Here is a 25,568-nt window from a genome sequence, read left to right as displayed (position 1 = left end):
GCCGGGAGCTGTTGTGGCCCTTTGATTGTCGTGGTGTGAAAGACTGGCTAATCGCTATCCGAGCCCGCCGAGCTCTCGAAGTCGGCGTCTTGGATCGATCCGTTGGTGGCCATGTGCTCCTTGAGTGACGTCTTGTACATGGGAAAGTCTGGGAGCTTCGACCACGACAAGGTCTCGCCCAGCTGCTCCGCGACCAGATCGGCCAGGTGGGTTGCCGCACTCTGGTAGATGCGCGCGCAAGTTATCGCTCCGTGCAGGACGAGCGAGTGTTTGTCGTCCTTCATCGGGTTCAGGACCGATGAAGCGGAGGTCTGGTTCGGATTCAGTGGGCCTGGCCAGACCTCGCTTTGCCAACCGCTGGCAAGGCCGTGCGACAGGCAGTGCCGCACCTGCATCCAGCCTTTCGCATCATCTCGCGCCTGCATCCAGTTCAGTTCAACGGCATTCCACAAGCGCTTGTGGGCCTCGGGCGGATACCAGACGTCAACAGCGAAATCGATTCCGATCGCCGACTTGGCGCCCGTAAACCCCTTCGCCACAATTCCTTCGAACATCTGGATGTCCGGGTTGTTGATCTTGCCGAGTTTTGTCGCGATCTGTCCGAAGCTCTGCCCCTGGCGGTACAGGGCGGTGGCCACGAAATCCTCAACAAACCCCTCGAAAGCCGAAATCACGCCGAGCGTGATCGCTGGCGCCAGGGCGGCGGCGTTTCCGGGTCCGCCGGCCTTGCGGGGATGCAAGGCCAACAGCCTTGACGGAACGATAAGCGCCCGCGCGTAGCGATCCACGCTGGCTTGGAGGCTGGGTGCGAGTACAGCTGTAGTCACGACACTCCCCGATGACGGAATACGCAGGCAGAGAGAGCTTCTCACATCCCGAACTGGCTGGCGCAGTCCCTCCCCTGGGCTTCCCTCGGACTTCCGGAAAACCAGGGGGAGGCCAACCAGTCCGGGAAACAGCGGGAACCTCACTCATGCGTTCGCATGTCGGGTGGGAACTCTGTCCGCCGAAGCGGCTCAACCCCTGTTGGAATCCCTCCGCTGGTGTGCTCCAGGTCAGTTCGAACCACACCTGGCCTACCTTCGCGAGACCACGAACCGCGCCGTGGTCGACGACTGGACTGTCCTGGCGCCTCAGCGCAATAGAGCGGGGAGACGAATTCGGCTCGGCTCCAGTGCTTCCGACGTCTGCTGGTTCGAACGAGACCGGCGCCGCTCCCCTCTGTTCGGTGCCGTCAGCGACCCTAAACATCGAGTGGTGGCGTTCGCATCGCCGGCGGATTGAGGTTGCTTTGGCGAATGGGCGAGGCCTCCAGTGGTTAGCGATTAACCGAACCGGAGACAACTGGAACCCCTGGTCAGCGTAGTGTCGGCGGTGCGGGCGGTGCCCGATGCCAATGAACGCGGCTGGAGCCGTCACTGTCCTGCCCGAAGAAGTCGGGTCGCCCGCTGAAGCGGCGGGGCCGGCCGAACCACTGGCTGGGCAGGGTGAGTGCGGGCCCGTTGATCGCGCGTGTGGGCGGACCAGCAGTTGCAAGGCGTGTGGCAGAGACGCTGTTGGTGCGGTAACCGCAGGCAGTGAGAGACAGTTCACAGTTCACCGCAGTGCTCGATGGCATTTGGTGCGTGAGCACTGCCGGATCGCGGTCATAGGCTTGTGGCTGCCACATCATTGAGGATGGTCCGCAGGCCCGCCCTCGACAATTCGAGACACAACCTAGCTGGCAGCACTCACAATCTTCACTGATCGACTTCTGGGATCAAGTCTATCGGTGTCGACTCCACGATCCACTCGGCCCTGGCCAGTAACTCGTCGAAGGTCAGGACCTCCGGTTCCGTGAGATGCCGGCGGAACAACTCGAACGATTTGAACTTGTCCTCGTGTACTCCGCCGGCCTCGCCGTGGAGGCCGTTCAGATTTCCGGCGATCAGGTACGAGCGCGGGCGTAGTAGGTATGTGTAGTCGCCGGGAATGTCGCTGCCGTCGGACGCCTGTTGCTGGAGTCGACGGCCGATCTTGTCCACGGTTCGGTGGATTGTTCCCTGGACTTGGGCGACGGCGCCGGACAATTCCGCAGAGGGCGCCCAGCAGCCAGAGCGATAGGGTTTGTCCTTGAGGAGTGGGGTCCGGTGGGTCTTGATCTCCGCGAAGACCATTGACTTGATACGTCCGGAGGTGCGCATCAAGGCGTCGGCCCGTTTGCCGACCCCGCTGATCGAGCTGCCCACTACGACCTGCTCCAGCTTCTCATCGCTCCACTTGGTAAGAAGCTGGCCGGACAGTGATACGCCGAAGATCCACGGATTCTCCTCGAAGAACCTCTGCCATACCGCTTCCGGGCTCTCCTTCGGTACCTCTTTGGCTTCTTCGGCGAAGTACTCGTCATCCTCCAGCAACCGCTTGAAACGGGCTACCTGATTCCTGCGTCGCGCCATAGCGACTACGTCGTCGGCGGCTTCGTCGTTGCCGATCAGCTCCCGGAAGAGTTCGGGGTTCTTGTTGTAGGCAGCTGTCAAGCTATGCAGGTCGACGGTGATGTCCGACGGAAAGACCACGTCCATGCTCGGCGGGATGCCGAGTTCATCGTCTCCGAAGGTATCGCGGAAGACCTGTGTAAGCCCGGCGGCGATCTTGGCATCGAGTTGCAACGACTGGCTGCTCTTGGGATGCGAGACACGGTCTTTCGAACCGAACGTCGTCAGGTGCAGCAGTGTGGCGCCATCGGCGTCGGTGACGGTTTGGTGTTCGCAGACGACGCTCTTCTTCGGTTCATGCGCTTTGATTCGCTGGGTGTTGGGGCTCAGATCGCGAATTCGTGCCACCTTCTGATTGTGTGTATCTCTGTACCGATCGTCAACCGGTATAGGCGGCCTCGGCGTTTCGGGCAGCGGGTCTGACGGTCGTCGGCCCGAGATCGACATGCCGTCGCTCATTCGGCACGCGTCGCGTGGTCGTTCTCGAACTCTCGCTTGCTCTGCGCCTCGACGAGGCGCAGAGCGGCAGTGCAGTGTTGAACCAAGCTGGCGAGAGCTGTCGGGTCGAGCGAGATCTCGAACTCGCGGGGCGGGCTGCCGAAGACCGCGGTGGCGGACTCTCGGCACTCGTCGACTGTCACGCGAATCGGGCAGGTCCTGGTGATTTGAACCCATGCGCCGACTTCCAGGTGGTTGAACATCGTACGGCTCCTTCCGGTCGGGATCAGTGATACCGAAAGCACATCACTGTGCAGTGGAAGTGGGTAGCCTGAACTGGGTATCCCAGTTCAACCGATCCGAACTTGCAGGACGGCGATCGGTTCGGGCCGTTCCGTCGCCCAGTACGGGTGGTCGCCGTTTTGGGGAGTCGTCATGGAAGACGTTGGATCCACGCTGCCCAGGCGACAGCTGGGCCGGTATTTGCGAGAGGCCCGGTCTGCGCTGGGGATGTCTCAAGAGAAGGTCGCCAAGTGCGCAGACGTCAGTTCGTCCGTATTTCAGCGGTTGGAGCGCGGCGTGCCTACACGTTTGAAAGTGCGTGACCTACAAGCGATCTGCGACGTCCTGGAGATGCCGGAGGGCTCGACGGCCGCCATGGTGACGTTGCTTCAGCAATCGACCGAGAAGAGTTGGTGGTACGAGTACGGGAGTCTGATGCCCGCGGACTTCGATGTGTACATCGGACTGGAGGCCGCGGCTCGGAGGGTGACCACCTATCAGCCGGCCCTGGTTCCAGGTCTACTGCAGACCGCTGAATACGCCCGCACCTTGATTCGTGCCGCGAAGCCCACGGAGACCATTTCGGAGCATGGGCGTCGGGCGGAGTTGCGAAACAAGCGGCAGGCGATCATCACTCGACGGCATCAACCGCTGCAGTTGGAGGTCCTTCTGCACGAAGCGGTTCTGCGGAGCGCCGTGGGTGGGCGGCAGGTGATGGCGGCGCAGCTGCGACATCTGGCGGAGATCGGGAAGCTGTCGAACGTCCGGGTGCAAGTGCTTCCATTCAGTGCAGGTGCGCCGGTGGGAGATCCGGTGGGGCAGTTCGCGATCCTGGAGTTCGATCATGATCCGCACGGACTTCCCTCGGGGCCTCCGGTGGTCTATCTGGAATCCTTCACGGGGTGCATGTATCTGGAGAGCGATGCAGATGTGCAGCGCTACGATCAGGTTCTCGAAGCACTCCGGCGCGAGTCTCTGGACGAGTCGGCGAGCCGGGTTCTGCTGCGGCAGATGATGAAGGAGTTCGCGACGTGATCGCTGATCTATCCGGGGCCGAATGGTTCAAGAGCAGCTACTCCGGAGACAAGGCCGATTGCGTCGAAGTGGCGTTCGTCGAGAACGTCGTCGCTGTAAGGGATTCGAAGGCCCCATGTCAACCTGGGTTGGTCTTCTCGATCGGGGCGTGGGAAGAGTTCGTCAACGGAGTTGCAGGGCAGACGTTCACGTCGTAATGACCAGCCGGGCTATGTCGGACTGCGACGGCGCTTCGAAGGCCGTTTTGCCCTATGCGAACTCCAGCCATTCTCAGTGCTGGACCGGGCTTCGGGTGGGGTGCGAATTATCGTGCACTATCGGTCACGAAAGGGCTGCTTGCTGCCACGCGGACGGTGATTGTGCACGAAAATCGGCTACCGGCGAGCACGCCTGCGCCGGCGAACCACCGCCGCTGCCTGGTCCGCGCACTCATCCAAAGCGTTGAACACGTCGGCCGCGGCGTACCGCAACACCAACCACCCCTCGAGGACCAGCCAGTTCTGGCGTCGGCGATCGTTGCGGAACACCGGCGGCGCGCTGTGGAACTCGCGGCCGTCTATCTCGATGATCGTGCGGGAGCGTTCGTCTACGAAGTCGCAGATGTACGGGCCTACGGGGTGATTCGCGAGGAGGCGGAGGCCTCTGGCCGTTAATGACCGGGCGAAGAGGCGTTCCGGTTCCGAGGCGTGGTGGATCGCCGCCTCGTGGAGTTGTTTCCGGAGCGCCTTCGTGCCGGTCACGGTTGATCGGCAGAGGGCGAGGGCGTCGGCGGGGGAGACCGTGCGGCCCAGTTGGGTGTCTACCAAGGCGGCGGCCTCGCGGGGTGGGAGGGTTGCCGCGCAGTCGAGGAGGGTGAGGGCGGGGGACGTCGTGGGGAGGTCGAACGTCGTTGACACCTGGTCGATGGGGATATCGCGGCGGTGGAGGCGCAGCCAGGGTGGGGGCTTTCGGTAGACCGTTCTTGGGACCGTCGCTTCGAGGTATGGGGGCTCGGGGAGCATGCCTCGGAGCCAGGCGGCGGTGCGGTGGCTGAGGACGGCGGGTGGGAGCCACGCGGATACCGCGCGGTGGCGGTCCAGGGGAGTGGCGTCGCCGCAGAGGTAGACGCCTGGGAGCAGGCGGGTGTACGTGCCGCGGTGGCAGCGGCGGGCTATCGCGTCGGCGGAAACGCCTTCGGCGCGGAGTTCGGCGCGAGTGGTGATCACGGAATTGACGGTGACAGATCGGCGGTGGTGTCGCGGCGACGTGAACTGGGACAACGGGTCGGCTGTGGACAGGCCGCCGCTGTGCACAATGGGGTCGGAGGTCGACCGTGGCCGACCGTGGACACGGCCGTGTCGCCGCCCCGACGGGCGAGCGGCTCGGACATGGCGCAGTTGCCCGCCACCCAGGATGCCGCCACCGCCTGCCAGGGGCTGCGCGCTATTCGCGGGTACGCATTGGGGCCGGTGGGGCTGACCAGCATTAACTTGTTCGACAGGACGAGAACGGCCCCGTAACCACCCGCCGATCAGCGGTACGGCGTTGGCGCGGTGGCTAATTCGAGTGCCACTTCACCACGTCCCCCAAATCCGCACGGGTTGTGCGAAACCCGTTCGCCGGGTGGTTCGGATCGCCGTAGCCGAACGAAATACCGGCGACTATCTGGCGGTCCTCGGGGATCGCGAAGTACTCGTGGAGGAACGGGGAGTAGGTCGCCAGCGCCGCTTGGGGAGCTGTTGCCACGCCCAGGCTTTGGGCCGTCAGGAGGAAGGAGGTCAGGTAGAGGCCGCAGTCCAGGACGCCGTAGGAGCCTTGGGCCGTGTCGGTTGTGATCAGGGCCAGGTGGGGTGCGTCGAAGAACTCGAAATTGCGGACCAATTGGCGCATCGTCCCTGCGTGGTCGCCGCGGGGGACGTCCACCGCCGCGTAGAGGGCCGCGGCGCATTCTCGGCGGCGGTCGCGGTAGACGCCGTGGTACGTGGGGAAGGGGATGTCGGTGGCCGGGGCCGCGCCGTCGATGTGGGCGAGCAGGGACTCGCGGAGGCGGGCCGTTGCCGGCGGCTCGGTCACGATCACCTGCCAGGGTTGGGCGTTGCAGCCGGAGGGGGTGCGCTGGGCGGTGGTCAGGATCTGGGTGATCGTCTCGCGGGATACCGGATCGGGGCGGAAGGCGCGGCACGTGTGGCGGTCGTCCAGCAGGGACCGGAGGACCTGGTAGGGAGCTGGGCCGGTCGTATCGTGGGGCCGCTCGGTGGAGGCCACGGCCGGGGCTTGCTCAGCGGCGAAAGGGCTGCCGGCGGCAGAGTCGCTACCGGGGGCGGCGCGCTCATTCTCGGCGGTGACCTGGTGGCTGTCGATTGGGTTCGCCAACGGCGGTGATGCTGCTGTAGTGCGCGGAAGGGGCGCTGGATCCGCCGCGACATGGTCGTCGGCGGGCGCGTTGCTGGTCAGGCTGGGACCCGAAGCTTCGGCGAGCAGGTCGGTTTCAACGGTGGCTCGGTGGTTGGGCATGGGACCCCCTACGGGTGTGGTCTCATTTCGGGACCGATGAGATTTGGTCTCATATTAAGACCACTCGGCTAGCATTGGGAAGATGCGGTACGAAGAGCTGGCCGAGGAGCCGTGTTCGATCACGCGGGCGCTGGTGGTGTTCGGGGACCGGTGGACCCTGCTCATACTCAAGGCCGCGTTCGCGGGGGTGCGGCGGTTCAACGGGTTTCAGGGGTATCTGGGGATATCCAAGGGGAGGCTGCTCGACCGGCTGGATCGGCTGGTCGAGCACGGGATCCTGAGCAAGGGGCCGGCCGAGGTCGGTGCGCACGAGGAGTATCGGCTCACGCCCAAGGGGTTCGACGTCTATCCGATTCTGCTGGCGTTCAAGGACTGGGGGGACGCGCACGTCGCGCCGGACGGGCCACCCATGCTGTACGGGCATCGCGACTGCGAGGGGCAGGCGCATGTGCGGCTCGAATGCGACCACTGTGGGGACGAACTCACCGCGCGCGACGTCGTCCCTACTCCGGGGCCGGGCCTGCTGGGCTGAGGTCCGGGCGGGTTACAGGCTGCCTGCCCGAGGCTGAGCCGGCGGACCGGTGAGGGGCGATCCGCGATCGACTGCATCCCCCGGAAACGCCCGCGCGCGCCGACCTCCACGAACCGTATAGTCCCACCCGTGTCCAGCGTCATCGTTCGTCCGGCCCTGCCCGCAGACGAGAATCACCTGTGGTCCATGCTCTTCGAAGCCTCTTACTCGGCCGACCAGGGGCGAACGTCGCCGGACGAGTTGCGCGCCATACCGGCGCTCGCGCACTACGTCGAGAACTGGGGTGCGCCTGGGGATCTCGGTGTCGTCGCCGAGCAGGACGGGGAACTGCGCGGGGCCGCGTGGCTGCGACTGTTCACCGGTGACAACGCCGCCTACGGGTACATCGACGACGACACCCCGGAACTGGCCATCGGAGTCGTGCCCGGTGCGCGCGGCACGGGGGTCGGCACCCTGCTCATGGAACAGCTGCTGGTGGACGCGCGAGCTGCCTTCAAGCAGGTGAGTCTCAGTGTGCGGGAAGAGAACCCGGCGCGCCGGCTCTACGAACGGCTCGGCTTCGTCGAGATTCCGGACTCCGCGCACCCGAGTCCCACCGGGAGTACCAGTCGCACCATGCTGCTCCGCTTCTGATCGGCTTCGGCGGACGAACGGCCCGCCTGCATGGCGCGCGAGCACAGCCGCGCGGCCTGCCATGGGCGCGCATCGCGCACCATCGAGGGGGCGCGCTCACCCCAGCGGGAACTCCAGCACCCCCGGCGCCAGATAGTCGTCCCGATCGACCAGCATCCGCACCCGCGGCCGCGCCTGTTCCGGAATCCGTGCCAGCTCCGCTTCCACCGGACTCCGGAACGCCTCCCCGCGCGCGGTGAACACCGGCAGCCAGTTGTCATGATGGTTGGGCACGAACACCTTCGGGCGCAGCGCCTCGATGTAGCTCCGCGGGTCCCGCAGCCCGTTGGTGAACTGGTTGAACCCCTGCACCGCGCCGACGTGCACGTCCGAGGCGGGTAGCGAGCGCAGCACGTCCAGCACCTCGGGGGCCTTGTCCAGCAGCGGCCCCGAGGAATCGTGCCAGGTCAGGGTGAAGCGATCGGTCCGGAACTGGTAGAGCAGCACCCCGCCCTCGGGCGCGGCGATATTGCGCGCCAGATGGGCGGCATGGGCCAGGGACGGTGGGAACTCCCGGATATCGCACGGACACGGCTTGGGGCGCACCGGATCCGAGCCCGCGGGACTCTCGTCGCGGGCGGTGCGGGCGGAGTGCACGTGCCGGACCGCGGTCACCGCGACGCCCGGCGCGAGCTCGAAGTCGTATCGATCACCGTACGAGGAATCAGCGGAACCCAATTCCACACAGTCGAATCGGGGATCGGGGACCTGCCCGCGTACGGTCGCGCAGTGTTCCGTGGTCCCGTACACCACGGCCCCGCTCGCCTGCGCGATGGGCCCGGCGTCGGCGGCGTGATCGAAATGCCCGTGGCCGATGAAGATCGCGGCCGGGCGCAGGGCCGCCACCTCGGCGACGGTCGTCGGCACGTAGCCCGAGGTCGCGCCGCGCGGCACCCACGCGTCGAGCAGGAAGACGGTGCCGCCCAGCGAGATCGCGAAGCTCGCACAGCCGAACCAGGACACCAGAACTCGATCCGGGCTCACCGCACCGGTTTCCGGGTCAACCGCCGCGTTCCCGAAGAACCGGCGCCGCGCGGCGATGGTCGCGGCCAGGGTTGGCGCGGCCGGTTCCGGGGTGGTCAGACGTTCGGACAATGCCGCCAGACCTCGCGAAATCGGATTCACCCGTGCACCTCTCACCTCTACCGCCCGCCGGCACCGTGCCGCGCCCCACGCATTCTTCCCGTCTCGGACAGTCCTGTCACCGGATCTCCCGAGGTGACGGACCGATGGACCCGCACCGCGTAAAGAGCAACCGTGTGAAGGCCGGGCAGGCAAGCGTGCCCTCGTCCTGGTCGATCAACAGGTGAACGGATGCCTTGCCTGCGCAGAGTCCCCGGTCCAATTGCGGGATCGCCGCGGTGACAGGCTGCGGGTCCGGTCGCCCTGGCGCGCACCCCACCGCGCGAAAGCGCAACGGCGCGAGCGCCGCACCTGGAACCGCGTCCGCAACCCGGCCCATTGCCGGGTGTTTCGCGCCTTCCGGGCCGAATGATGCCCGCCTGCCTACACCCCGATCGCGACCGCACGGACGCCCACCCTCCGCCCGATCCCGATAGCCGAGACCTAGCCGTTGCCTCCGGCTACCCCGTGGTGAATCCGGAACCCGACCGTGACGAACCGGTACGCAACCGTTCAGCCTTTCGTTAATCACGAAGCGTTGCATCGATACCAGGGGTAGCTGAACGAAGGCTGCCGTGAGGGCAATTGGGGGCCCACCATGTACAACGAGGTGCATGCGGCCGCGCTGGATCGCGACGACCACCGGTACACCATGCGGATCAGCCGGCTGGCGATCGACAAACTCGGCATCCGGCTCTACGACCGGGTGTCGGCCGTGCTGGCCGAACTCATCGCCAATTCCTATGACGCAGACGCCACCGAGGTGGATGTCGCGCTGCCGTGGGGCGTCACGCTGGCGGGGACCATCCGCGCCGCGGACGAACCCGCGTACCGGATCGTGGTGTCGGACAACGGACACGGCATGACGGCGTCGGAGATCAATGCCCACTACCTGATGGTGGGCTCGGACCGGCGCAAGCGCACCGGCTCCGACCTCTCGCGTGAGCAGCAGCGACCGGTCATGGGGCGCAAGGGAATCGGGAAGCTCGCCGCCTTCGGAATCTGCCGGACCATCGAGGTCATCAGCGCGGGGTCGACCCCGACCGACCGTACGCCGCAGGGTTGGCCGGTCGCGCACCTGATCCTGGACCTGGACGACATGCTGTCGGACACCGAGCGCGACTACTACCCGAAGCCGGGCCCGCTGGACGGCACCTTCACCGGCACCCGCGGCACCACCGTCATTCTGCGAAACTTCTTCCGCAAGAGGGTGAACAGCGGCACCGAGCTGAGCAGGCAGCTCGCTTCGCGCTTCGGCATCGAACGCTCGGACTGGCGCGTGCAGGTGCGCAACAGCGCGGGTTCGGAGTCCTTCACACTCAGTGATCTGCCCATCGACGTCATGGAGGACACCCGGGTCGACGTGAGCCGGGTGCCGGTGCGTTTCGGGCACAAGTTCCTGCCGGTCTCGGGCTGGATCGCGTACTCCAAACAGCCCTACCGCGACGAGGCGATGGCGGGTGTCCGGATCTACGCGCGCGGCAAGATCGTCGCGCAGACCCGCGATTTCGGCATACCCGCCGGATTCACCGGCGAGTTCAAGCTGCGCTCCTACCTGGTCGGGGCAGTGCACGTGGACTGGCTCGATGACGAGGAGGATCTGGTCCGCTCCGACCGCCAGGACATCATGTGGAACTCCCCGCGCGGGGAAGCGCTGGCGCAGTGGGGGCAGGCGCTCATCAAGGAAATCGGCAGGCTCGGTGAGAAGTCCATCCGCCGCCGGGTCTGGGAGGAGTTCGTCGAGCGCTCCCGGATTCGCGAGATGCTGGAGGGAATCGCGCCGGGGGACCGCGTGTTCCGGGACTCGGTGCTGGAAGCGGCGCGAATCCTGGTGGCGCACAAGGACCGGGCCTCGCTGGACGACCCCGCGCACATCGAGAACATGGTGCGGCTGGCACTGTCGCTGGGCCCGCAGCGCAGCCTGCTCGAGACGCTCAAGGAGATCGCCGAGGACGCCGAACCCGAACTCGACGTGGTGGTGGCGCTTTTCGAGCGCGCCCGGGTCGCCGAGATCTACTCCCTGGGCCAGATCGCCAGCGAGCGGGTCGCGGTGGTGGATCGGCTACGCGCGCTCATCGACGATCGCCGTTCGCTCGAGCGCCCCTTCCAGGAGCTCATCGAAACCGCGCCGTGGCTGCTGGCACCGGAATGGACGCCGCTGGGCATGAACGAATCGCTGCAGCGGGTACGGGCCAGCTTCGAGCGCTGGTACGCACAGAAATTCGGATCCATGTTGCAGACCAGCGCCGTCGGCAGCCCCAAGCGCGAACCCGACTTCGTACTGCTGCACGACTCCGGTGAGCTCTGGATCGTGGAGATCAAGCGGATGGACTACCACCTCACCGATACCGAGTACAACCGCGCGGTCAACTACCTCTACGAACTCGACCGTTTCCTGGAGGAGAATCCGCGCATCGGGGCCCAATTCCCGCGCCGGCGACTGACATTCATCGTCGATCACATCGACCGGCTCGGCCCGGCGTCGCTGTCCTCGCTGTTCAGCGACAGCCGGGTGGACCGCCGCACCTGGCGCGAGCTGCTGGATTCCACGCTGCGCGCGCACCGGGACTTCCTGGACCGGGTGTACGCCATGCGCGGATCGGACGACGAGCCGGGCGCGGCCCGGGCGGGATGAGGCGGGTTCCGGGACGACCGCGCCCCGTGACACCATGGGGGCGAGGCGCGCGTGGGGACGTGGCCGATTCCACGGTTTTTCCAGGGCATTCGACGAGGTATGGGGTAATGGTGCACGGCACTGTGAAGTGGTTCGACAGTGAGAAGGGCTTCGGCTTCCTCACCTCCGACGACGGCGGACCCGACGTGTTCGTCGAGTACACCGCCGTCGAGGGGCAGGGCTTCCGGTCGCTGGCCGAGGGCCAGCGGGTGGAGTTCGAGGTGCGCAGCACCAAGCCCGGGCCCGAAGCCGTGGTCGTGCGGGTCATCGGCCGAGCTGGCGCCTGAAGAACTCGTTCGACAGCGCCCGTGCCCGCTCCCGGTGTGCGGGTTCGTTGCCGGTGAATTCCGCCTCCGCACGGTCGAATTCGCGGGTGATGAAATCCGCGATGGGCGCGGGCACCTCGCCGGCGCCCATCTCGCGGGTGCGGGCCTTCAACTCCGTGAGCGTCCGGATCGATTCGACCAGATCGGCGGGCAGGTCGCACTCCGCGAGCAGCGTCGGCAAATGCATCGGCGCGACGGTCTTATCCGGATGTTCGCGCAGCCAGCGCAATGCCATGGCCGGTCGCAGCGAATAGAACACCTTCTTCAGCGACCGGTTGGTGTCGAACAGTCGCCATTGCCGGGCGCCCAGGTGCAGGTAGTGCCGGGCGACCTGATCGCGGTCGGCGACGGCGTCGGCCAGCTCCCGCAATTCGTCACGGAACGCCGAGTCCGCGGAATACACGATGGGCGACATGAGCCATTCGATCAGGACCGCGTTGCCGCGCACCAGCAGTTGCAGCGCCTTGACCAGATCCCAGCCGTTCACATCCAGCAGGCCGATCAGCGGCGTCTCGATGACATCGCGCCCGGGCCACGGCGTGAGGTAGTCCTCGAGCGGGCGGAGGTAGACGAAGCGGCAGTCGTAATCGGAGTCCGGGGACGGAAAGCCCCAGGCCCGGCTGCCGCTCTCGATGGCGAGGCGCACGTCGACCCGGTGCTCGCGCTCGATCCGGCCGAGTTCGGCGTCGATCGTCGCGACCACCGCCGGGTCCATGGCGTCGGGGATGTTGCGCAGGATCATGGTCGCCGAGGCTAGCGGGCGCGGCCCGCGCCGGTCCATTTATTTCCCGGCCTGAGCAGGGGTTATCTGCGCGAGATATGCGTGTTGTCGGCTTTGCTGGGATCGAGTACATGAAGCCCCGCGCGATATCGAATAACTGGGATGCATGTCACAGTGCGTTAATGTTCCGTAACGGGTGCGCAGAACGCGTCGATATGCCGTGCGTCGGAAGTTCGATTGGTTTTTTATCGAGAGGCTTTACTAAATGATCCCCGTTATCATCGAGACCGGTTCCGCTGCTCTGAACGGCCTGCTCAGCACCGGCTCGGCCGCGCTGCACGGCATCCTGAGCACCCTGTGGACCGGCTCCTTCGGCGGCTGATCGTCGGCAAAAGCTGAAAAGGCCGACCTCGGGTTTCGCAGCCCTGAGGTCGGCCTTTCGCATTTCCTGAGACAATTAGAAGCCGTCAGACTATTTGCCGCAGAACTGTGGCCTCCGTCGCAAATTGATGATTTGCGAATGATTTGCCAGATTTCTCGCTTCGACAGCTCCAAGCCCATGCCTTAGGTTGTTCGTTATTCGGACAGTCGTCCAGGCGAAAGGGAGTGTGTTGCAGAACGAGGATTTGCGCCGCGGATGAATACCGATGCCCTGCAGGCGAGTTGGCGGTACGTCGAACGTGCCGGCGACGAGGCCACCCAGTACTTCTACGCACACCTGTTCCTCGCGCACCCCGAGGTCCGGGACATGTTCCCGACCCGGATGACCGCCCAGCGCGCCAAGTTCTTCGCGGCCCTGGGCCGCATCGTCAGCAACGTCGAAACCCTCGCCGCCGATTCGGAATTCGTCGCCCAGCTGGGCCGCGATCATCGCCGCTTCGGCGCCGTCGCCGCGCACTACCCGGCCGCGGGCGCCTCGCTGCTGGCCACCCTCGCGCATTTCCTGGGCCCGCGCTGGACCGCCGAACTCGCACAGACCTGGACCGGCGCCTATCAGGCCGTCGCGGGCATCATGGTCGAGGCCGCCGATCGGGCCGCGAACACGCCCGCGTGGTGGGACGCGGAGATCGTGTCCACCGAACGTCGCAGCATCGACGTCACCGTCATCACGGTGCGCCCGCTGCACGAGTATCCGTACGAAGCGGGTCAGTCACTGGCGGTGGAGATTCCGCAGCGGCCGCGGCTGTGGCGCTACTTCACCCCGGCCAACGCTCCGCGCGCGGACGGTACCTTCGATCTGCACGTGCAGGTCGTGGACGGCGGCGAGGTCAGCGCGACCTTCGCTCGCACGATCCGCCCGGGCGATCAGGTGCGACTCGGCGCACCCGTGGGCACCGCCTTCGTCTTCCCGCCGCAAGCGGTGGACAACCTGCTGCTCATCGCCGGCGGCTCCGGGCTCGCGCCCATGCGCGCGATCATCGAGCGCATCGAGCAGGAATCGCGGCACACCGGATACACCCCGCGGGTGCAGCTGTTCCACGGCGTGCGCACCACCTGGGATCTCTACGACCACGAGGCCCTGACGGCGCTCACCGAGAATCCCTGGTTCACCTACACCCCGGTGGTGTCGGAGGATCCCGGCTTCCACGGCGTGCAGGGCATGGTTGGCGCGGTGGCCGCGCGCGGTCGCGACCTGACCGGGTGCACCGCGCTGGTCTGCGGTTCCCCGGCCATGGTCGCCGCCACCGTCGCGGCGCTGTCCGCCGCCGGGATGCCCAGGCACGCCATCAGATACGAGACATTCGGCCAGGCGCCGGCGGCAGGCTCCGCCGCCCCGGCCGCCGACCGCGGCTTCGACAAGGTTGACCAATGGATGTGACACCCGACGAGATCCGATCCGCCACGTTCAAGGGCGCGCGACTGGGGCGGCGTGGCTACGACGCCGAGGAGGTCGACCGCTTCCTCGAGCGGGTGCACATCGCGGTGGCGCGGGTGGCGCGGGAGAACCGCCAGCTCACCCTCACCAGCAACTCGCCGGAACTGGCTCGGCTGCAACGGGAGAACATGCAGCTGGCCGGCAAGAGCGAAGCGATGCAGATGCAGATGCAGACCATGGCCTCCGCCGGTGAGGTGGCCGAGCTGCAGCGTCAGCTGGCCAACGCGAACTGGGAGATCGCCCGGTTGCAGGAGGAGACGGCCAAGGACGCCCTCGGCATCAGCAATCAGGCCGTCGAAACCCTCAAGCGCGCACAGGCTTCCGCCGACTCGATCGTGGAACAGGCCGAAGAGCACGCGCGGGAGCTGATGCGGGTCACCCGCGCGCAGCAGCGCGAGATGCTGCAGCAGGTGCACGCGGCCGGGCCGCAGCGCGGTGCCTACGCCGATCCCGAACTCGAGGATCAGCGCCTGGCCCAGCTGCAGTCCTACTCCGGACTGCTGCGAAACCAGTTGCAGGCCATGATCATGACGTTGTCGGTGGAAGTCGACAAGCTGGCCCTGCTGCCGCTGCCGGGCATCGCCGAGTCGCTGCCGGACATCGTGCCGGCCTCCGGGTATCAGCGCGACCTGCCGATCGGCGGGAAGGGTCATACCCCGCAGGACTGATCGGGCACATCCCGATCCCACATCGTCCACGGACACAGAGGTCCCGAATTCGGTAGCAGCCCTGCCGATTTCGTGGCGTGTAAGGAATCAGGCACGCAGACAAGGGAAGTGGGGAACCCACATGAATATCGAAGCATTGCAGTCGAGTTGGCAGCAGGTCGGCGCGGTCGGACCCGAGGCCGTGGAGTACTTCTACGATCATCTGTTCGCGGCGCACCCGGAGGTGCGGGACATGTTCGCCGAGGACATGACCGTGCAGCGTGAGCGCTTCCTGTCCGGCCTCGGCCGGATCGTCACCAATGTCCAAACCCTCGCGGACGACCCGTCTTTCGTGCAACAGCTGGGCCGCCACCATGCCCAGCTCGGGGTGGTGGCCGCGCACTACCCGGTGGCCGGGGCATCACTGCTGGCCACCCTCGAACACTTCCTCGGTGCGCAATGGACCGAGGAACTCGCCGGGACCTGGGCCGCGGCCTACGGCGCGGTGGTGGAGATCATGCTCTCCGCCGACGAGGTCAAGGTCTGACCGTTCCCGCGAGGAACGGCGAACCGGTCCCGGATGTCCCGGGACCGGTTCGGCTCGCATCCGTCGCGGATGCCGAATTCGACAGTGCGGCTGTCTATTTGTGGTCGCTGCCGGACGAACCCCCGGCCGAGCCGCTGCCCAGGATGCAGAGCGGGTTGTTCACCATGGCCGCCTGGGCCGAACCGGAGGACGAGCCCGTGACGCCGGAATCGACCGGCGGGGTGTTCGGCACCGGCGCGCCGGGGTCGCCGGAACCGCCGGCGAGCATCGAGACGCCGTCCAGGTTCGCGGGGGCCGCCACCCCGAGCAGGTCCAGGACGGTGGGGGTGATGTCGGCGAGGGTGTACCCGTTGTTCTGCGCGCCCGCGGCGAAGCCCGGACCGCGGGCGATCACGAAACTCGCTGTCTCATAGGCGCTCTGGCCGCCGTGCCCGCCTTCGGGCTTGTGGCCGTGATCGGTGGTGACCAGGATGGTCCAGCGCTCGTTCGAATGCGCGGCCATGCGGGCGTCCACCGCCTGGGTGATCTTGCCGACCAGGCCGTCCGCGCGCGCGATGGCATCGCGGTAGGACTGCGGCCAGATGCCGCGCAGGGTGTGCCCGACGATATCGATCTGGTCCAGGTGGGTGAAGGTCAGATCCGGGCCGTCCGCGCTGATGGCCGCGGCCACCTGGGTCGCGGCGTTGGAATCGGCGATGGTCTCGCAGATGCCCGCACCGGTCGGGTCGATTTGCGTCACTGTGACTTTGTCGGCCTTGGGGTTACCGGTGCGCGCGATCATGCCGATCTTGTCCCAGGTGCCCAGCGAGACCGTCGACAGGCTCGGCTGCGCGGCCTCGAGCTGCGTGAACACCGTCGGATATGGCGCGAAAGCCCCCGCGTTGCAGGATGCGTCGTTGTCCACGATGCCGTGCTTGGTGTCCCACACCCCGGTCAGCGCGGTCGCCCACGAGACGCAGGACATGGTCGTATGCCCGGCGATGGAGGTGCGCGCCAGGGTGCCCTCGGCGACCAGGCGGTCCAGGTTCGGGGCATTGGCGGCGGCGATCTCGCTGTACAGCGTGCCGTCCAGGCCGATCACCACGACCTTGTTCACCACCGGCGCGGCGGGGGCGGGGGCCGCGGCGGTGAGGGGGACGGCGCACAGCGCGGCGGCCGCGAGAATCCGATGAGTCCGAGACATGCCGGGCAACCTAGCCGGGTGGCGGCGAGTTCGCAGCGTATTTGGACAATTGACCACAATAGTTTCGGTGAGCGGGAAAACCGGCATGTCACCGGTCTGACGGCACCCGCCTACCGGGCGGTAAGGCAAGCCAAATCTTCGCCCATTAAGATTGCGCCCGTAAATCCCGGACCCCTTTCCCGCAGGAGTACCCCACAGTGAGCCAAGCAGGCCGCCCCGTAGTTCTGATCGCCGACAAGCTCGCCCAGTCGACCGTCGACGCGCTCGGTGACGGTGTCGAGGTTCGCTGGGTCGACGGCCCGAACCGCCCCGCACTACTCGAGGCCGTCGTGGACGCCGACGCGCTGCTCGTGCGCTCGGCCACCACGGTGGACGCCGAGGTCCTCGACGCCGGTAAGAACCTGAAGATCGTCGCCCGCGCGGGCGTCGGCCTCGACAATGTCGACGTGCCGGCCGCGACCGAGCGTGGCGTCATGGTCGTCAACGCGCCGACCTCCAACATCCACACCGCCGCCGAGCACGCGGTCACGCTGCTGCTCTCGGCCGCGCGCCAGATCCCGGCCGCCGACGCCACCCTGCGCGAGCACACCTGGCAGCGCAGCAAGTTCAACGGTGTCGAGATCCTCGGCAAGACCGTCGGCGTCATCGGCCTGGGCCGCATCGGCCAGCTGTTCGCGCAGCGCCTCGCCGCCTTCGAGACCAAGATCGTCGCGTACGACCCCTACACCTCCCCGGCCCGCGCCGCCCAGCTCGGCATCGAACTGCTGACCCTGGACGAGGTGCTCGAGCGCGCCGACTTCATCTCGGTGCACCTGCCCAAGACCCCCGAGACCAAGGGCATTCTCAACGCCGCCTCGATCGCCAAGACCAAGCCGGGCGTCATCATCGTCAACGCCGCGCGCGGTGGCCTGATCGACGAGCAGGCCCTGGCCGACGCCATCAAGTCCGGCCACGTGCGCGCTGCCGGCCTCGACGTGTTCGAGACCGAACCCTGCACCGACAGCCCGCTTTTCGAGCTGCCGCAGGTCGTGGTCACCCCGCACCTGGGCGCCTCCACCTCCGAGGCCCAGGACCGCGCCGGCACCGACGTCGCCAAGTCCGTCAAGCTCGCCCTCGCCGGTGAGTTCGTCCCGGGTGCGGTCAACGTCACCGGCGGCGCTGTCTCCGAGGACGTCGCCCCGTGGCTGGACATCGTCCGCAAGCAGGGCGCGCTGCTCGGCGCCCTCGCCTCCGAGCTGCCGGTCAGCCTCGAGGTGCAGGTCCGCGGCGAGCTCGCCGCCAGTGACGTTGCGGTGCTGGAGCTTTCGGCTCTGCGCGGCGTCTTCTCCGCCCTGATCGAGGATTCGGTCACCTTCGTCAACGCCCCGTCGCTGGCCAAGGATCGCGGCATCGAGGCCACGGTCACCACCGTGACCGAGAGCCCCTCGCACCGCAGCCTGGTCGACCTGCGCGCCGTGTTCGGCGACGGCCGCACCCTGAACGTGGCCGGCACCCTGACCGAGCCCTCGCAGGTGCAGAAGATCGTCAACATCAACGGCCGCAACTACGACATGCGCGCCGAGGGCCTGAACCTGGCCGTCATCGCGTACGAGGACAAGCCGGGTCAGCTCGGCCGCCTGGCCACCAAGCTCGGCGACGCGGGCATCGACATCCTCGCCGCCCAGCTGACCCAGGACCTGGACCAGGACGGCGCGACCGTCGTGCTGCGCGTCAACGCCGATGTTCCAGCCGAGGTGCAGTCCGCCATCGCCGAGGCCGTCGGCGCGGTGAAGGTCGCCCAGGTCAACCTGGACTAGTAGGTACCGGGCCGAGCCCGGAAACGATTGCCGCCGCGCCCCCGCCGTGAATCACGGCGGGGGCGCGGTCGTATCAATAGGCTCCGGAATTGTGGAAGCTGATGCCCAGCACCCGCAGCAACAAGCCGATGATGTGCAGGTTGCTGTCGCCGCTGCCCGTCGAGTTCTCCAGTGATCCCATGTGTGCCCGTCTCCCTCGCGCTACCGGTCGAGCGGACGGTACCGCGTGACGAGGAGCTCGGCGGCACGCAGATTTCCGGGTCTTGCACAGCCGCCGTCCCAGTGGTTGGGAGGGGTTCGCCCTGGTGAACGGGGTGCTCGGGGCACCCGCTATCGTGGCGGGCGGACTCTTCGCCCGCGTCGGAACACGGGCGCCGAGAGTGTTCAGGGTCGCTAATCCGAACGGAGCATTGTTCATGAAACTCGCTGTCATCCCGGGCGACGGAATCGGTCCCGAGGTCATCGCCGAGGCCCTCAAGGTCCTCGACGTCGTGGTCCCCGGTGTGGAGAAGACCGAATACGACCTGGGGGCCAAGCGGTTCCATGCCACCGGTGAGATCCTGCCGGACAACGTCATTCCCGAGCTCAAGCAGCACGACGCCATCCTGCTCGGCGCCATCGGCGACCCGTCCGTGCAGAGCGGCGTGCTCGAGCGCGGGCTGCTGCTGCGCACCCGCTTCGAGCTCGACCACCATGTGAACCTGCGCCCGTCGCGGCTGTACTCCGGTGTCACCAGCCCGCTGGCGGGCAACCCGGACATCGACTTCGTGGTCGTGCGCGAGGGCACCGAGGGCCCGTACACCGGAACCGGTGGTGCGATCCGGGTGAACACCCCGCACGAGGTCGCCACCGAGGTCTCCACCAACACCCGCTTCGGCGTCGAGCGCGTGGTGCGCTACGCCTTCGAGAAGGCCCGTGCGCGCCGCAAGCACCTGACCCTGGTGCACAAGAACAACGTGCTCGCCTTCGCCGGCTCGCTGTGGACCCGCACCGTGGCCGAGGTCGCCACCGAGTACCCGGACATCGAAACCGCCTACCAGCACATCGATGCCGCCACCATCCACATGGTCACCGACCCGGGCCGCTTCGACGTGATCGTCACCGACAACCTGTTCGGCGACATCATCACCGACCTGGCGGCCGCGGTCTCCGGCGGCATCGGCCTGGCCGCCTCGGGCAACATCGACGCCTCGGGCGCCAACCCGTCCATGTTCGAGCCCGTGCACGGCAGCGCCCCGGATATCGCGGGCCAGTCCAAGGCCGACCCGACCGCCGCCATCCTGTCGGTGTCGCTGCTGCTGAACCACCTCGGCAACGCCGAGGCCGCCGCGCGCATCGAGACCGCCGTCGCCAAGGATCTGGCCTCGCGCACCGCGCCGGCCTCGACCGTCGCGGTCGGCGATCGCATCGCCGCCGCTCTCTGACACCGGCTTTCGCCGTTTCGGCCCCGCTCCCGAGTCCCGGGGAGCGGGGCCGAACTCTGCGCCGGGCGCGTTCGGGGCGCATGATGGGGGAGTACGGGCGCGCAGGGGCGTCTCGAACGCTCGAACCGTGCTCAATCCGGCTGCCGCACAGGGCGACAAAGGCGGCAAAAGGCTCAGAATTTCCAAACCTACTGTGCCAGTGAGCTATATCGCATTCATGCATTCGGATGCGAAAACGTAACGGGCGCAGACATTCCTGATTTGCGGGAAATCCGCGAAAGGGACGCGACGGCTCCGGGGAGCCCCGAAGATAACGGCGCCGAGCCGCCCGCCGGGGTGCGGCGGGCGGCCCGGAACCGGGTGTTCCAGTGCCTCGGAACCGCCGGTTCGGTGCTTCGGAACCGGCGGTTCAGTGCTATGGAACCGGCGGTTCAGTGCGCCGTGCGCGGCACCAATGGGACTGCGGCCACGGCGATCACGGCCGTCAGCGCGTAGGTGACGGGGAACCCGGCGACGGTGATCAGCGCGCCGAAGGTGGGCGCCAGCGCCGCCATGACCAGGTTCTGCCCGGTGTTCTGGATGCCCAGCCCGCGCCCGGACCAGTACGGTCCCGCGATCTCGGCCACCGCCGTGAAGGCCAGGCCGTTGTCGGTCACGGTGATGACCGAGGCCACGATCAGAATCGGAATCGCCAGCCACCACCACTGCACCCAGGCCGCGAAGGCCAAGGCGGCCATGGAGATTGCGGCCGCGACGGCGATCGTGCGCAGCGGTCCCAGCCTGCTCGCGACCCGGTCGGACCAGATGCCCGCGCCGATACGCCCACCCGCACCCAGGATCTGGGTGACCGTGACCAGCACGCCCGCCGCCGCCAGCGACCAGCCGACATCGGTGTGCAGCCACAGCAGGGCGAAGGTCCACAGCGTGCCCTGCGGAATGGCCAGCAGGATCGAGACCAGATGGATGCGCCACAGGGTGGAATCGCCCCGGTACGGATTGGCGGGACGACCTGTCTCGCTGGTGGATTCGGGGCGCGGCGGGTCGATGATCCCGAACAGGCAGGCCACCGCCGCCAGGCCGGCCATGACGGCGGGCACCAGGATCGCGGTCGAGAACCCGTGCGCCGCAGCGACGGCGGGAATGCTCAGGGCGCCGATGCCCACGCCCAGCGGCTGGGCGGTCTGGCGAATCCCCATGGCCAGCCCGCGTTTATCGGGCGGGAACCAGCCGACGATGACCCGCCCGCTCGCGCCGTTGGTGCTGGCCGCGCCCATTCCGCCCAGAAACAGCAGAATGCCCAGTGCCACATAGTTGGTCACGGTGGCCGCGGCCACGCCCGCGATCAGCATCAGCGCCGGACCGGCGACCAGCACCTTGTGCTCCCCGATGCGATCCACCACGTAGCCCCAGGCGATCAGCGTGCAGACCAGCCCGACCGTCGGCATGGAGACCAGCAGGCCGGCGGTCGCCAGTGACATCCCGCGCCCGGTCAGCGCGGGCAGCAGGAAGGGCGTGCCGTGTACGAAGACCGCGCTCGAGCTCTGCGCGAAGACGCCGAGGGCCAGCATGCTCCACCGTTTGGCCGAACTCAGCTGTGTCACGGTGGCCATGACCCTCACCTCACGTCTCACTATGTGGAACTGATATCTTATTCCTTGAACATCGGGTCTCACGGTACACCTGATGCAGCTGAGTATTTCCGGGGCACGCTGTCTGTTTGCTCACACCTCCGGGAGGTCCGTCGCGGGCCCGTCCTCGGGGGCGAGTTGTCTTGCGTGCAAGCTCTTTACACATTCCCGGCAGCCCGGATCTCAGGTGGATGCCGCGCGCGTCCCCGGCCGGTCCCGCCCGCCCGCCCCGCGGCCGTCCCGGGTCCGTCCGTGCCCCGTGGTCGGGCGCGTTCGGGCAGGTGGCGACCGGTCGATAGGATGCGGTTCATGCGCCTAGGTCGAGTTGCCAGCCCAGATGGTGTCGCTTTCGTCAGCGTGGAAGGAGACGGCGGTGACGCCGTCGTCCGTGAGATCGCCGAACACCCGTTCGGCACGCCGACGTTCACCGGCCGCAGCTGGCCGCTGGCGGACGTGCGGCTCCTCGCTCCGATCCTCGCCAGCAAAGTGATCTGCATCGGTAAGAATTACGCCGCTCACGCCGCGGAAATGGGTGGGCCCGCGCCCGCCGAACCGGTCATCTTCATGAAGCCCAATACCGCCATCATCGGCCCCAACGTGCCGATTGTGTTGCCGCCCAGTTCCTCTCAGGTGGACTACGAGGGCGAGCTGGCCATCGTCATCGGCCGCCCCTGCAAGGACGTGCCCGCCGCCCGGGCGCACGAGGTCATCCTGGGCTACACCGTCGCCAACGACGTCACCGCCCGCGACCAGCAGAAGATCGACGGCCAGTGGACCCGCGCCAAGGGGTACGACACGTTCTGCCCGCTCGGACCGTGGATCGAGACCGCCCTGGACCCATCGGATCTGGAGATCAGCACCGAGCTCGACGGCGAGGTCAAGCAGCGCAGTCGCACTTCACTTCTGCTGCACGATATTCCGAAGCTGATCGAATGGGTCACCACCGTGATGACGCTGCTGCCCGGCGACGTCATCCTGACCGGCACCCCCGAGGGCGTCGGGCCGGTGCAGGCCGGTCAGAACGTGTCGGTGACCGTCCAGGGCATCGGCACCCTCACCAATCCCGTTGCCGCCAAGCGCTGATCGAGAGAGAGACATGACAGACGTCCGGGTCCGATTCTGCCCCTCACCCACCGGCACACCGCATGTCGGGCTGGTGCGGACCGCCCTGTTCAACTGGGCCTACGCGCGCCACCACGGCGGGAAATTCGTCTTCCGCATCGAAGACACCGACGCCGCACGCGATTCCGAGGAGTCGTATCAGGCGATTCTGGACGCGCTGCACTGGCTCGGGCTGACCTGGGACGAGGGCCCGGAGGTCGGCGGCCCCTACGGCCCCTACCGGCAGTCCCAGCGCCGTGAGCTTCATCTCGATGTCGTGCGCAAGCTATTGGCAGCGGGGGAGGCCTACGAATCCTTCTCCACCCCTGAAGAAGTCGAAGCCCGGCACAAGGCCGCCGGCCGCGATCCGAAATTGGGGTACGACAACTTCGATCGGGACCTGACGCCCGAGCAGATCGCCGCCTACAAGGCCGAGGGGCGCCCGGCGGTCATCCGCCTGCGGATGCCCGACGAGGATCTGTCCTGGGTCGATCTGGTGCGCGGGGAGACCACCTTCCGCGCGGGCGTCGTGCCGGACTTCGCGCTCACCCGCGGTAATGGCGATCCGCTCTATACCCTGGTCAATCCCGTCGACGACGCGTTGATGAAGATCACCCACGTATTGCGCGGTGAGGATCTGCTGTCCTCCACGCCGCGCCAGCTCGCGCTTTATGCGGCGATGCGCCGAATCGGCGTCGCCGAGCACACCCCGGAGTTCGGGCATCTGCCGTTCGTCATGGGCCAGGGCAACAAGAAGTTGTCCAAGCGGGATCCGGAGTCCAATCTCTTCCTGCATCGGGACCGAGGCTTCATTCCCGAGGGTTTGCTGAATTATCTGGCGCTCCTCGGCTGGAGCATCGCCGATGATCGTGACCTGTTCTCCATGGCCGAGATGGTCGCGGCGTTCGATATTTCGTCCGTTAATTCGAATCCGGCGCGTTTCGACCAGAAGAAGGCCGACGCCCTGAACGGCGAACATATTCGGCGGCTGGAGTCCGGTGATTTCGCTCACCGGTTGCGGGAGTATCTCACCCTGCACGGGCATATCGGCGCCGAGATCGACGAGAAGCTGTTCGCCACGGCCGCAGATTTGGTGCAGACCCGCATCGTCGTTCTGGGTGATGCATGGGATCTATTGAAGTTCCTGTTCGTGCCCGCCGCGGAGTTCACCGTGGACGAGGCGGCGGCGCAAAAGAATCTGGGTGCGGACGCGGCGCCGGTATTGGAAGCGTCCATTACCGCGCTCGAGGGTGTTTCGGCCTGGACAGCGCCCGCGATCGAGGAGGCGCTCAAAACCGCGCTCATCGATGAACTGGGTCTGAAGCCGCGCAAGGCGTTCGGCCCGGTGCGCGTGGCCGTCACCGGTTCGCACATCAGCCCGCCGCTGTACGAGTCCCTCGAGCTGCTGGACCGCGATACCGCCATGGATCGCCTGCGGGCGGCCCTGACGGCGGCCTCCGCGCGCTGACCGGCATCGGAAAAGGGTACAAAACCGGCCTCTGACCAGCCGATTTGTATAACCCCGGCATCGGCCTGCTAATCTCTTCTCGGCTCGGAAAGCGGCTGGGAAGTCCCCACAAGGGACAGGCCGAATGCCCAGGTCAATGGGGTATGGTGTAATTGGCAACACAGCTGATTCTGGTTCAGCCATTCTAGGTTCGAGTCCTGGTACCCCAGCTGAGAGAGCCCTCGGGCTCTCGAAACAGTTGGAGATTCGGTGGTCCGGCCACCAAGGTAATCGCCAACAATCCTGGTCCCGTCGTCTAGCGGCCTAGGACGCCGCCCTCTCAAGGCGGTAGCGCGGGTTCAAATCCCGTCGGGACTACAAAGCGAAGGCCCCCAGCCCAACGGCTGGGGGCCTTCGCTTTTCCCGTGTACCGGGCGCCGGGGTTTTCGGCCCCGGCGCGGATTTCAGTCCAGCGCCCCGGCGGTGCTGCCGCCCAGCGGGATCGCGGGCATCCCGAGTTTGCGGTGGTCCCAGCTGCGCACGCGTTCGGGGACGATGCGAATCGCGATGCGCTTGTTCAGCATCTGTTCGACGAACGGCTTCATCTCTTCGCTGTACGGGCCGGTGTACCGCTCCCACACGCTGATACCCACCTGGAACAGGGCGTCGGCATCGTCGATGATCTCCGCGCGGCCCTCGATGGACACCCCGCGCAACTGGTCGTAGGTATCGCCGGCCTCGACCAGGACGGTCACCCGTGGATCACGCCGCAGATTCACCGCCTTCTGCGATTTGGCCTTGGTCTCGAACCAGATCTCGCCGTTGATCAGCCCGAACCACATGGCGGTCAGATGCGGGGTGCCCGCGGGACCGAGGGTGGCGAGGGTGGCGATTCGGCTGCGCTGCAGGAATTCCGCGATCTCCGGGTCGGACATCGTGATCTGAGCGCGTTGATTAACTCCCATGGGCCGACTGTAATTTACGCCGTATGAGGCGGGTCACAGTGCCCGTCCGGCACCGCCGTACCCGATCCCGCCGAACGCCGATACGGCTGATCCGCGCTGAACGCCGCCGTGCCCGATCCCGCTGAACGCCGCTGTGCGGCCCGAAAACGCCGACGCCCCCACCGGATTCCCGGCGGGGGCGTCGA

Annotated in this window: 23 protein-coding genes and 2 tRNA genes; 15 read left to right on the top strand and 10 right to left on the bottom strand. The window is 66.8% G+C overall.

The window, feature by feature from the left end:
• Window positions 1-47: 47 nt before the first annotated feature.
• The 3 genes from ACFVBH_RS09940 to ACFVBH_RS09930 form a co-directional block, all read right to left on the bottom strand.
• Complete coding sequence (locus ACFVBH_RS09940; RefSeq protein WP_379001089.1) at window positions 48-788, bottom strand: hypothetical protein; 741 nt, start codon at window positions 786-788, stop codon at window positions 48-50.
• Between the two features lie 951 nt (window positions 789-1,739).
• The gene (locus ACFVBH_RS09935) at window positions 1,740-2,822 is read right to left on the bottom strand and encodes a Shedu immune nuclease family protein (RefSeq protein WP_379001088.1); all 1,083 of its coding nucleotides are present in this window, start codon (window positions 2,820-2,822) and stop codon (window positions 1,740-1,742) included.
• Window positions 2,823-2,929: 107 nt separating this feature from the next.
• Entirely contained in the window at window positions 2,930-3,175 is a 246-nt protein-coding gene (locus ACFVBH_RS09930; protein ID WP_379001087.1) for a hypothetical protein, read from the bottom strand.
• A 172-nt stretch (window positions 3,176-3,347) separates the two neighbouring features.
• Here ACFVBH_RS09930 and ACFVBH_RS09925 point away from each other — a divergent pair, with 172 nt between their 5' ends.
• Complete coding sequence (locus tag ACFVBH_RS09925; RefSeq protein ID WP_379001086.1) at window positions 3,348-4,229, top strand: helix-turn-helix domain-containing protein; 882 nt, start codon at window positions 3,348-3,350, stop codon at window positions 4,227-4,229.
• Entirely contained in the window at window positions 4,226-4,426 is a 201-nt protein-coding gene (locus ACFVBH_RS09920) for a DUF397 domain-containing protein (RefSeq protein WP_379001085.1), read from the top strand. Before ACFVBH_RS09925 ends, ACFVBH_RS09920 begins: the two co-directional genes overlap by 4 nt.
• A 177-nt stretch (window positions 4,427-4,603) precedes the next feature.
• Here ACFVBH_RS09920 and ACFVBH_RS09915 read toward each other — a convergent pair whose 3' ends face one another.
• Entirely contained in the window at window positions 4,604-5,434 is an 831-nt protein-coding gene (locus ACFVBH_RS09915) for a DUF559 domain-containing protein (RefSeq protein ID WP_379001084.1), read from the bottom strand.
• Window positions 5,435-5,765: 331 nt separating this feature from the next.
• Window positions 5,766-6,581, bottom strand: coding sequence for a nitroreductase (locus tag ACFVBH_RS09910; protein WP_379001083.1), 816 nt, complete (start codon window positions 6,579-6,581; stop codon window positions 5,766-5,768).
• Window positions 6,582-6,804: 223 nt separating this feature from the next.
• Here ACFVBH_RS09910 and ACFVBH_RS09905 point away from each other — a divergent pair, with 223 nt between their 5' ends.
• Together ACFVBH_RS09905 and ACFVBH_RS09900 are read left to right on the top strand one after the other, a co-directional pair.
• A complete protein-coding gene (locus ACFVBH_RS09905; RefSeq protein WP_354988520.1) occupies window positions 6,805-7,254 on the top strand; it encodes a helix-turn-helix domain-containing protein in 450 nt (149 codons plus the stop codon).
• Between the two features lie 129 nt (window positions 7,255-7,383).
• Window positions 7,384-7,887: a GNAT family N-acetyltransferase gene (locus ACFVBH_RS09900; protein WP_379001082.1), complete on the top strand. Its 504-nt coding sequence runs from the start codon at window positions 7,384-7,386 to the stop codon at window positions 7,885-7,887.
• A gap of 96 nt (window positions 7,888-7,983) precedes the next feature.
• On the opposite strand, the gene ACFVBH_RS09895 is transcribed toward ACFVBH_RS09900, so the two are convergent.
• On the bottom strand, window positions 7,984-9,051 hold the full coding sequence (locus ACFVBH_RS09895) for an MBL fold metallo-hydrolase (RefSeq protein ID WP_379001081.1): 1,068 nt from the start codon (window positions 9,049-9,051) through the stop codon (window positions 7,984-7,986).
• A gap of 595 nt (window positions 9,052-9,646) precedes the next feature.
• Between ACFVBH_RS09895 and ACFVBH_RS09890 the strand changes: the two genes are divergently transcribed.
• Window positions 9,647-11,683 (top strand): ATP-binding protein, encoded by a 2,037-nt coding sequence (locus ACFVBH_RS09890; protein ID WP_379001080.1) that lies wholly within the window; start codon window positions 9,647-9,649, stop codon window positions 11,681-11,683.
• Window positions 11,684-11,790: 107 nt separating this feature from the next.
• Window positions 11,791-12,009, top strand: a complete 219-nt coding sequence (locus tag ACFVBH_RS09885) for a cold-shock protein (protein ID WP_354988516.1) — start codon at window positions 11,791-11,793, stop codon at window positions 12,007-12,009.
• On the opposite strand, the gene ACFVBH_RS09880 is transcribed toward ACFVBH_RS09885, so the two are convergent.
• Window positions 11,987-12,790: a DNA polymerase beta superfamily protein gene (locus ACFVBH_RS09880; protein ID WP_379001079.1), complete on the bottom strand. Its 804-nt coding sequence runs from the start codon at window positions 12,788-12,790 to the stop codon at window positions 11,987-11,989. The two genes, ACFVBH_RS09885 and ACFVBH_RS09880, sit on opposite strands and share 23 nt — an antisense overlap.
• 616 nt (window positions 12,791-13,406) lie before the next feature.
• Between ACFVBH_RS09880 and ACFVBH_RS09875 the strand changes: the two genes are divergently transcribed.
• From ACFVBH_RS09875 to ACFVBH_RS09865, 3 genes are all read left to right on the top strand, one after another.
• A complete protein-coding gene (locus tag ACFVBH_RS09875; RefSeq protein ID WP_379001078.1) occupies window positions 13,407-14,588 on the top strand; it encodes a globin domain-containing protein in 1,182 nt (393 codons plus the stop codon).
• Entirely contained in the window at window positions 14,579-15,313 is a 735-nt protein-coding gene (locus ACFVBH_RS09870; protein WP_379001077.1) for a DivIVA domain-containing protein, read from the top strand. The genes ACFVBH_RS09875 and ACFVBH_RS09870 overlap by 10 nt, the downstream gene beginning before the upstream one ends.
• 121 nt (window positions 15,314-15,434) lie before the next feature.
• A complete protein-coding gene (locus ACFVBH_RS09865) occupies window positions 15,435-15,839 on the top strand; it encodes a globin domain-containing protein (RefSeq protein WP_379001076.1) in 405 nt (134 codons plus the stop codon).
• A gap of 94 nt (window positions 15,840-15,933) precedes the next feature.
• On the opposite strand, the gene ACFVBH_RS09860 is transcribed toward ACFVBH_RS09865, so the two are convergent.
• Window positions 15,934-17,022: an alkaline phosphatase family protein gene (locus ACFVBH_RS09860; RefSeq protein WP_379001075.1), complete on the bottom strand. Its 1,089-nt coding sequence runs from the start codon at window positions 17,020-17,022 to the stop codon at window positions 15,934-15,936.
• 197 nt (window positions 17,023-17,219) lie between these two features.
• On the opposite strand from ACFVBH_RS09860, the gene serA reads away from it, so the two are divergent.
• Window positions 17,220-18,818, top strand: a complete 1,599-nt coding sequence (gene serA / locus ACFVBH_RS09855) for a phosphoglycerate dehydrogenase (RefSeq protein WP_379001074.1) — start codon at window positions 17,220-17,222, stop codon at window positions 18,816-18,818.
• A 416-nt stretch (window positions 18,819-19,234) separates the two neighbouring features.
• Complete coding sequence (locus tag ACFVBH_RS09850; RefSeq protein ID WP_354988509.1) at window positions 19,235-20,242, top strand: 3-isopropylmalate dehydrogenase; 1,008 nt, start codon at window positions 19,235-19,237, stop codon at window positions 20,240-20,242.
• Between the two features lie 431 nt (window positions 20,243-20,673).
• On the opposite strand, the gene ACFVBH_RS09845 is transcribed toward ACFVBH_RS09850, so the two are convergent.
• Window positions 20,674-21,852 (bottom strand): MFS transporter, encoded by a 1,179-nt coding sequence (locus ACFVBH_RS09845; protein WP_354988508.1) that lies wholly within the window; start codon window positions 21,850-21,852, stop codon window positions 20,674-20,676.
• Window positions 21,853-22,179: 327 nt separating this feature from the next.
• Between ACFVBH_RS09845 and ACFVBH_RS09840 the strand changes: the two genes are divergently transcribed.
• The 4 genes from ACFVBH_RS09840 (at window position 22,180) to ACFVBH_RS09825 (ending at window position 24,796) form a co-directional block, all read left to right on the top strand.
• On the top strand, window positions 22,180-22,953 hold the full coding sequence (locus tag ACFVBH_RS09840) for a fumarylacetoacetate hydrolase family protein (protein ID WP_354988507.1): 774 nt from the start codon (window positions 22,180-22,182) through the stop codon (window positions 22,951-22,953).
• Between the two features lie 13 nt (window positions 22,954-22,966).
• Window positions 22,967-24,439 carry a glutamate--tRNA ligase gene (gltX, locus tag ACFVBH_RS09835; RefSeq protein WP_379001071.1) on the top strand — a complete coding sequence of 491 codons (1,473 nt, stop codon included), beginning with the start codon at window positions 22,967-22,969 and terminating at the stop codon, window positions 24,437-24,439.
• Between the two features lie 137 nt (window positions 24,440-24,576).
• Window positions 24,577-24,648: transfer RNA gene (locus ACFVBH_RS09830), tRNA-Gln, on the top strand.
• A gap of 75 nt (window positions 24,649-24,723) precedes the next feature.
• A tRNA-Glu gene (locus tag ACFVBH_RS09825) sits at window positions 24,724-24,796 on the top strand.
• An 86-nt stretch (window positions 24,797-24,882) separates the two neighbouring features.
• Here ACFVBH_RS09825 and ACFVBH_RS09820 read toward each other — a convergent pair.
• Window positions 24,883-25,383: a PPOX class F420-dependent oxidoreductase gene (locus tag ACFVBH_RS09820; protein ID WP_379001070.1), complete on the bottom strand. Its 501-nt coding sequence runs from the start codon at window positions 25,381-25,383 to the stop codon at window positions 24,883-24,885.
• Between the last annotated feature and the right edge of the window lie 185 nt (window positions 25,384-25,568).

It is taken from the genome of Nocardia sp. NPDC057668, assembly GCF_042799795.1.
GTDB lineage: Bacteria > Actinomycetota > Actinomycetes > Mycobacteriales > Mycobacteriaceae > Nocardia.
This window is presented reverse-complemented; position numbering and strand designations above follow the sequence as displayed.

What these genes read in the sequence shown, in the direction of transcription:
- ACFVBH_RS09930 (WP_379001087.1), bottom strand. Translation starts at nt 3,175, where the DNA reads ATGTTCAACCACCTGGAAGTCGGCGCATGGGTTCAAATCACCAGGACC.
- ACFVBH_RS09925 (WP_379001086.1), top strand. Translation starts at nt 3,348, where the DNA reads ATGGAAGACGTTGGATCCACGCTGCCCAGGCGACAGCTGGGCCGGTAT.
- ACFVBH_RS09905 (WP_354988520.1), top strand. Translation starts at nt 6,805, where the DNA reads ATGCGGTACGAAGAGCTGGCCGAGGAGCCGTGTTCGATCACGCGGGCG.
- ACFVBH_RS09890 (WP_379001080.1), top strand. Translation starts at nt 9,647, where the DNA reads ATGTACAACGAGGTGCATGCGGCCGCGCTGGATCGCGACGACCACCGG.
- ACFVBH_RS09885 (WP_354988516.1), top strand. Translation starts at nt 11,791, where the DNA reads ATGGTGCACGGCACTGTGAAGTGGTTCGACAGTGAGAAGGGCTTCGGC.
- ACFVBH_RS09880 (WP_379001079.1), bottom strand. Translation starts at nt 12,790, where the DNA reads ATGATCCTGCGCAACATCCCCGACGCCATGGACCCGGCGGTGGTCGCG.
- ACFVBH_RS09875 (WP_379001078.1), top strand. Translation starts at nt 13,407, where the DNA reads ATGAATACCGATGCCCTGCAGGCGAGTTGGCGGTACGTCGAACGTGCC.
- ACFVBH_RS09870 (WP_379001077.1), top strand. Translation starts at nt 14,579, where the DNA reads ATGGATGTGACACCCGACGAGATCCGATCCGCCACGTTCAAGGGCGCG.
- ACFVBH_RS09865 (WP_379001076.1), top strand. Translation starts at nt 15,435, where the DNA reads ATGAATATCGAAGCATTGCAGTCGAGTTGGCAGCAGGTCGGCGCGGTC.
- ACFVBH_RS09860 (WP_379001075.1), bottom strand. Translation starts at nt 17,022, where the DNA reads ATGTCTCGGACTCATCGGATTCTCGCGGCCGCCGCGCTGTGCGCCGTC.
- ACFVBH_RS09850 (WP_354988509.1), top strand. Translation starts at nt 19,235, where the DNA reads ATGAAACTCGCTGTCATCCCGGGCGACGGAATCGGTCCCGAGGTCATC.
- ACFVBH_RS09845 (WP_354988508.1), bottom strand. Translation starts at nt 21,852, where the DNA reads ATGGCCACCGTGACACAGCTGAGTTCGGCCAAACGGTGGAGCATGCTG.
- ACFVBH_RS09840 (WP_354988507.1), top strand. Translation starts at nt 22,180, where the DNA reads ATGCGCCTAGGTCGAGTTGCCAGCCCAGATGGTGTCGCTTTCGTCAGC.
- gltX (WP_379001071.1), top strand. Translation starts at nt 22,967, where the DNA reads ATGACAGACGTCCGGGTCCGATTCTGCCCCTCACCCACCGGCACACCG.
- ACFVBH_RS09820 (WP_379001070.1), bottom strand. Translation starts at nt 25,383, where the DNA reads ATGGGAGTTAATCAACGCGCTCAGATCACGATGTCCGACCCGGAGATC.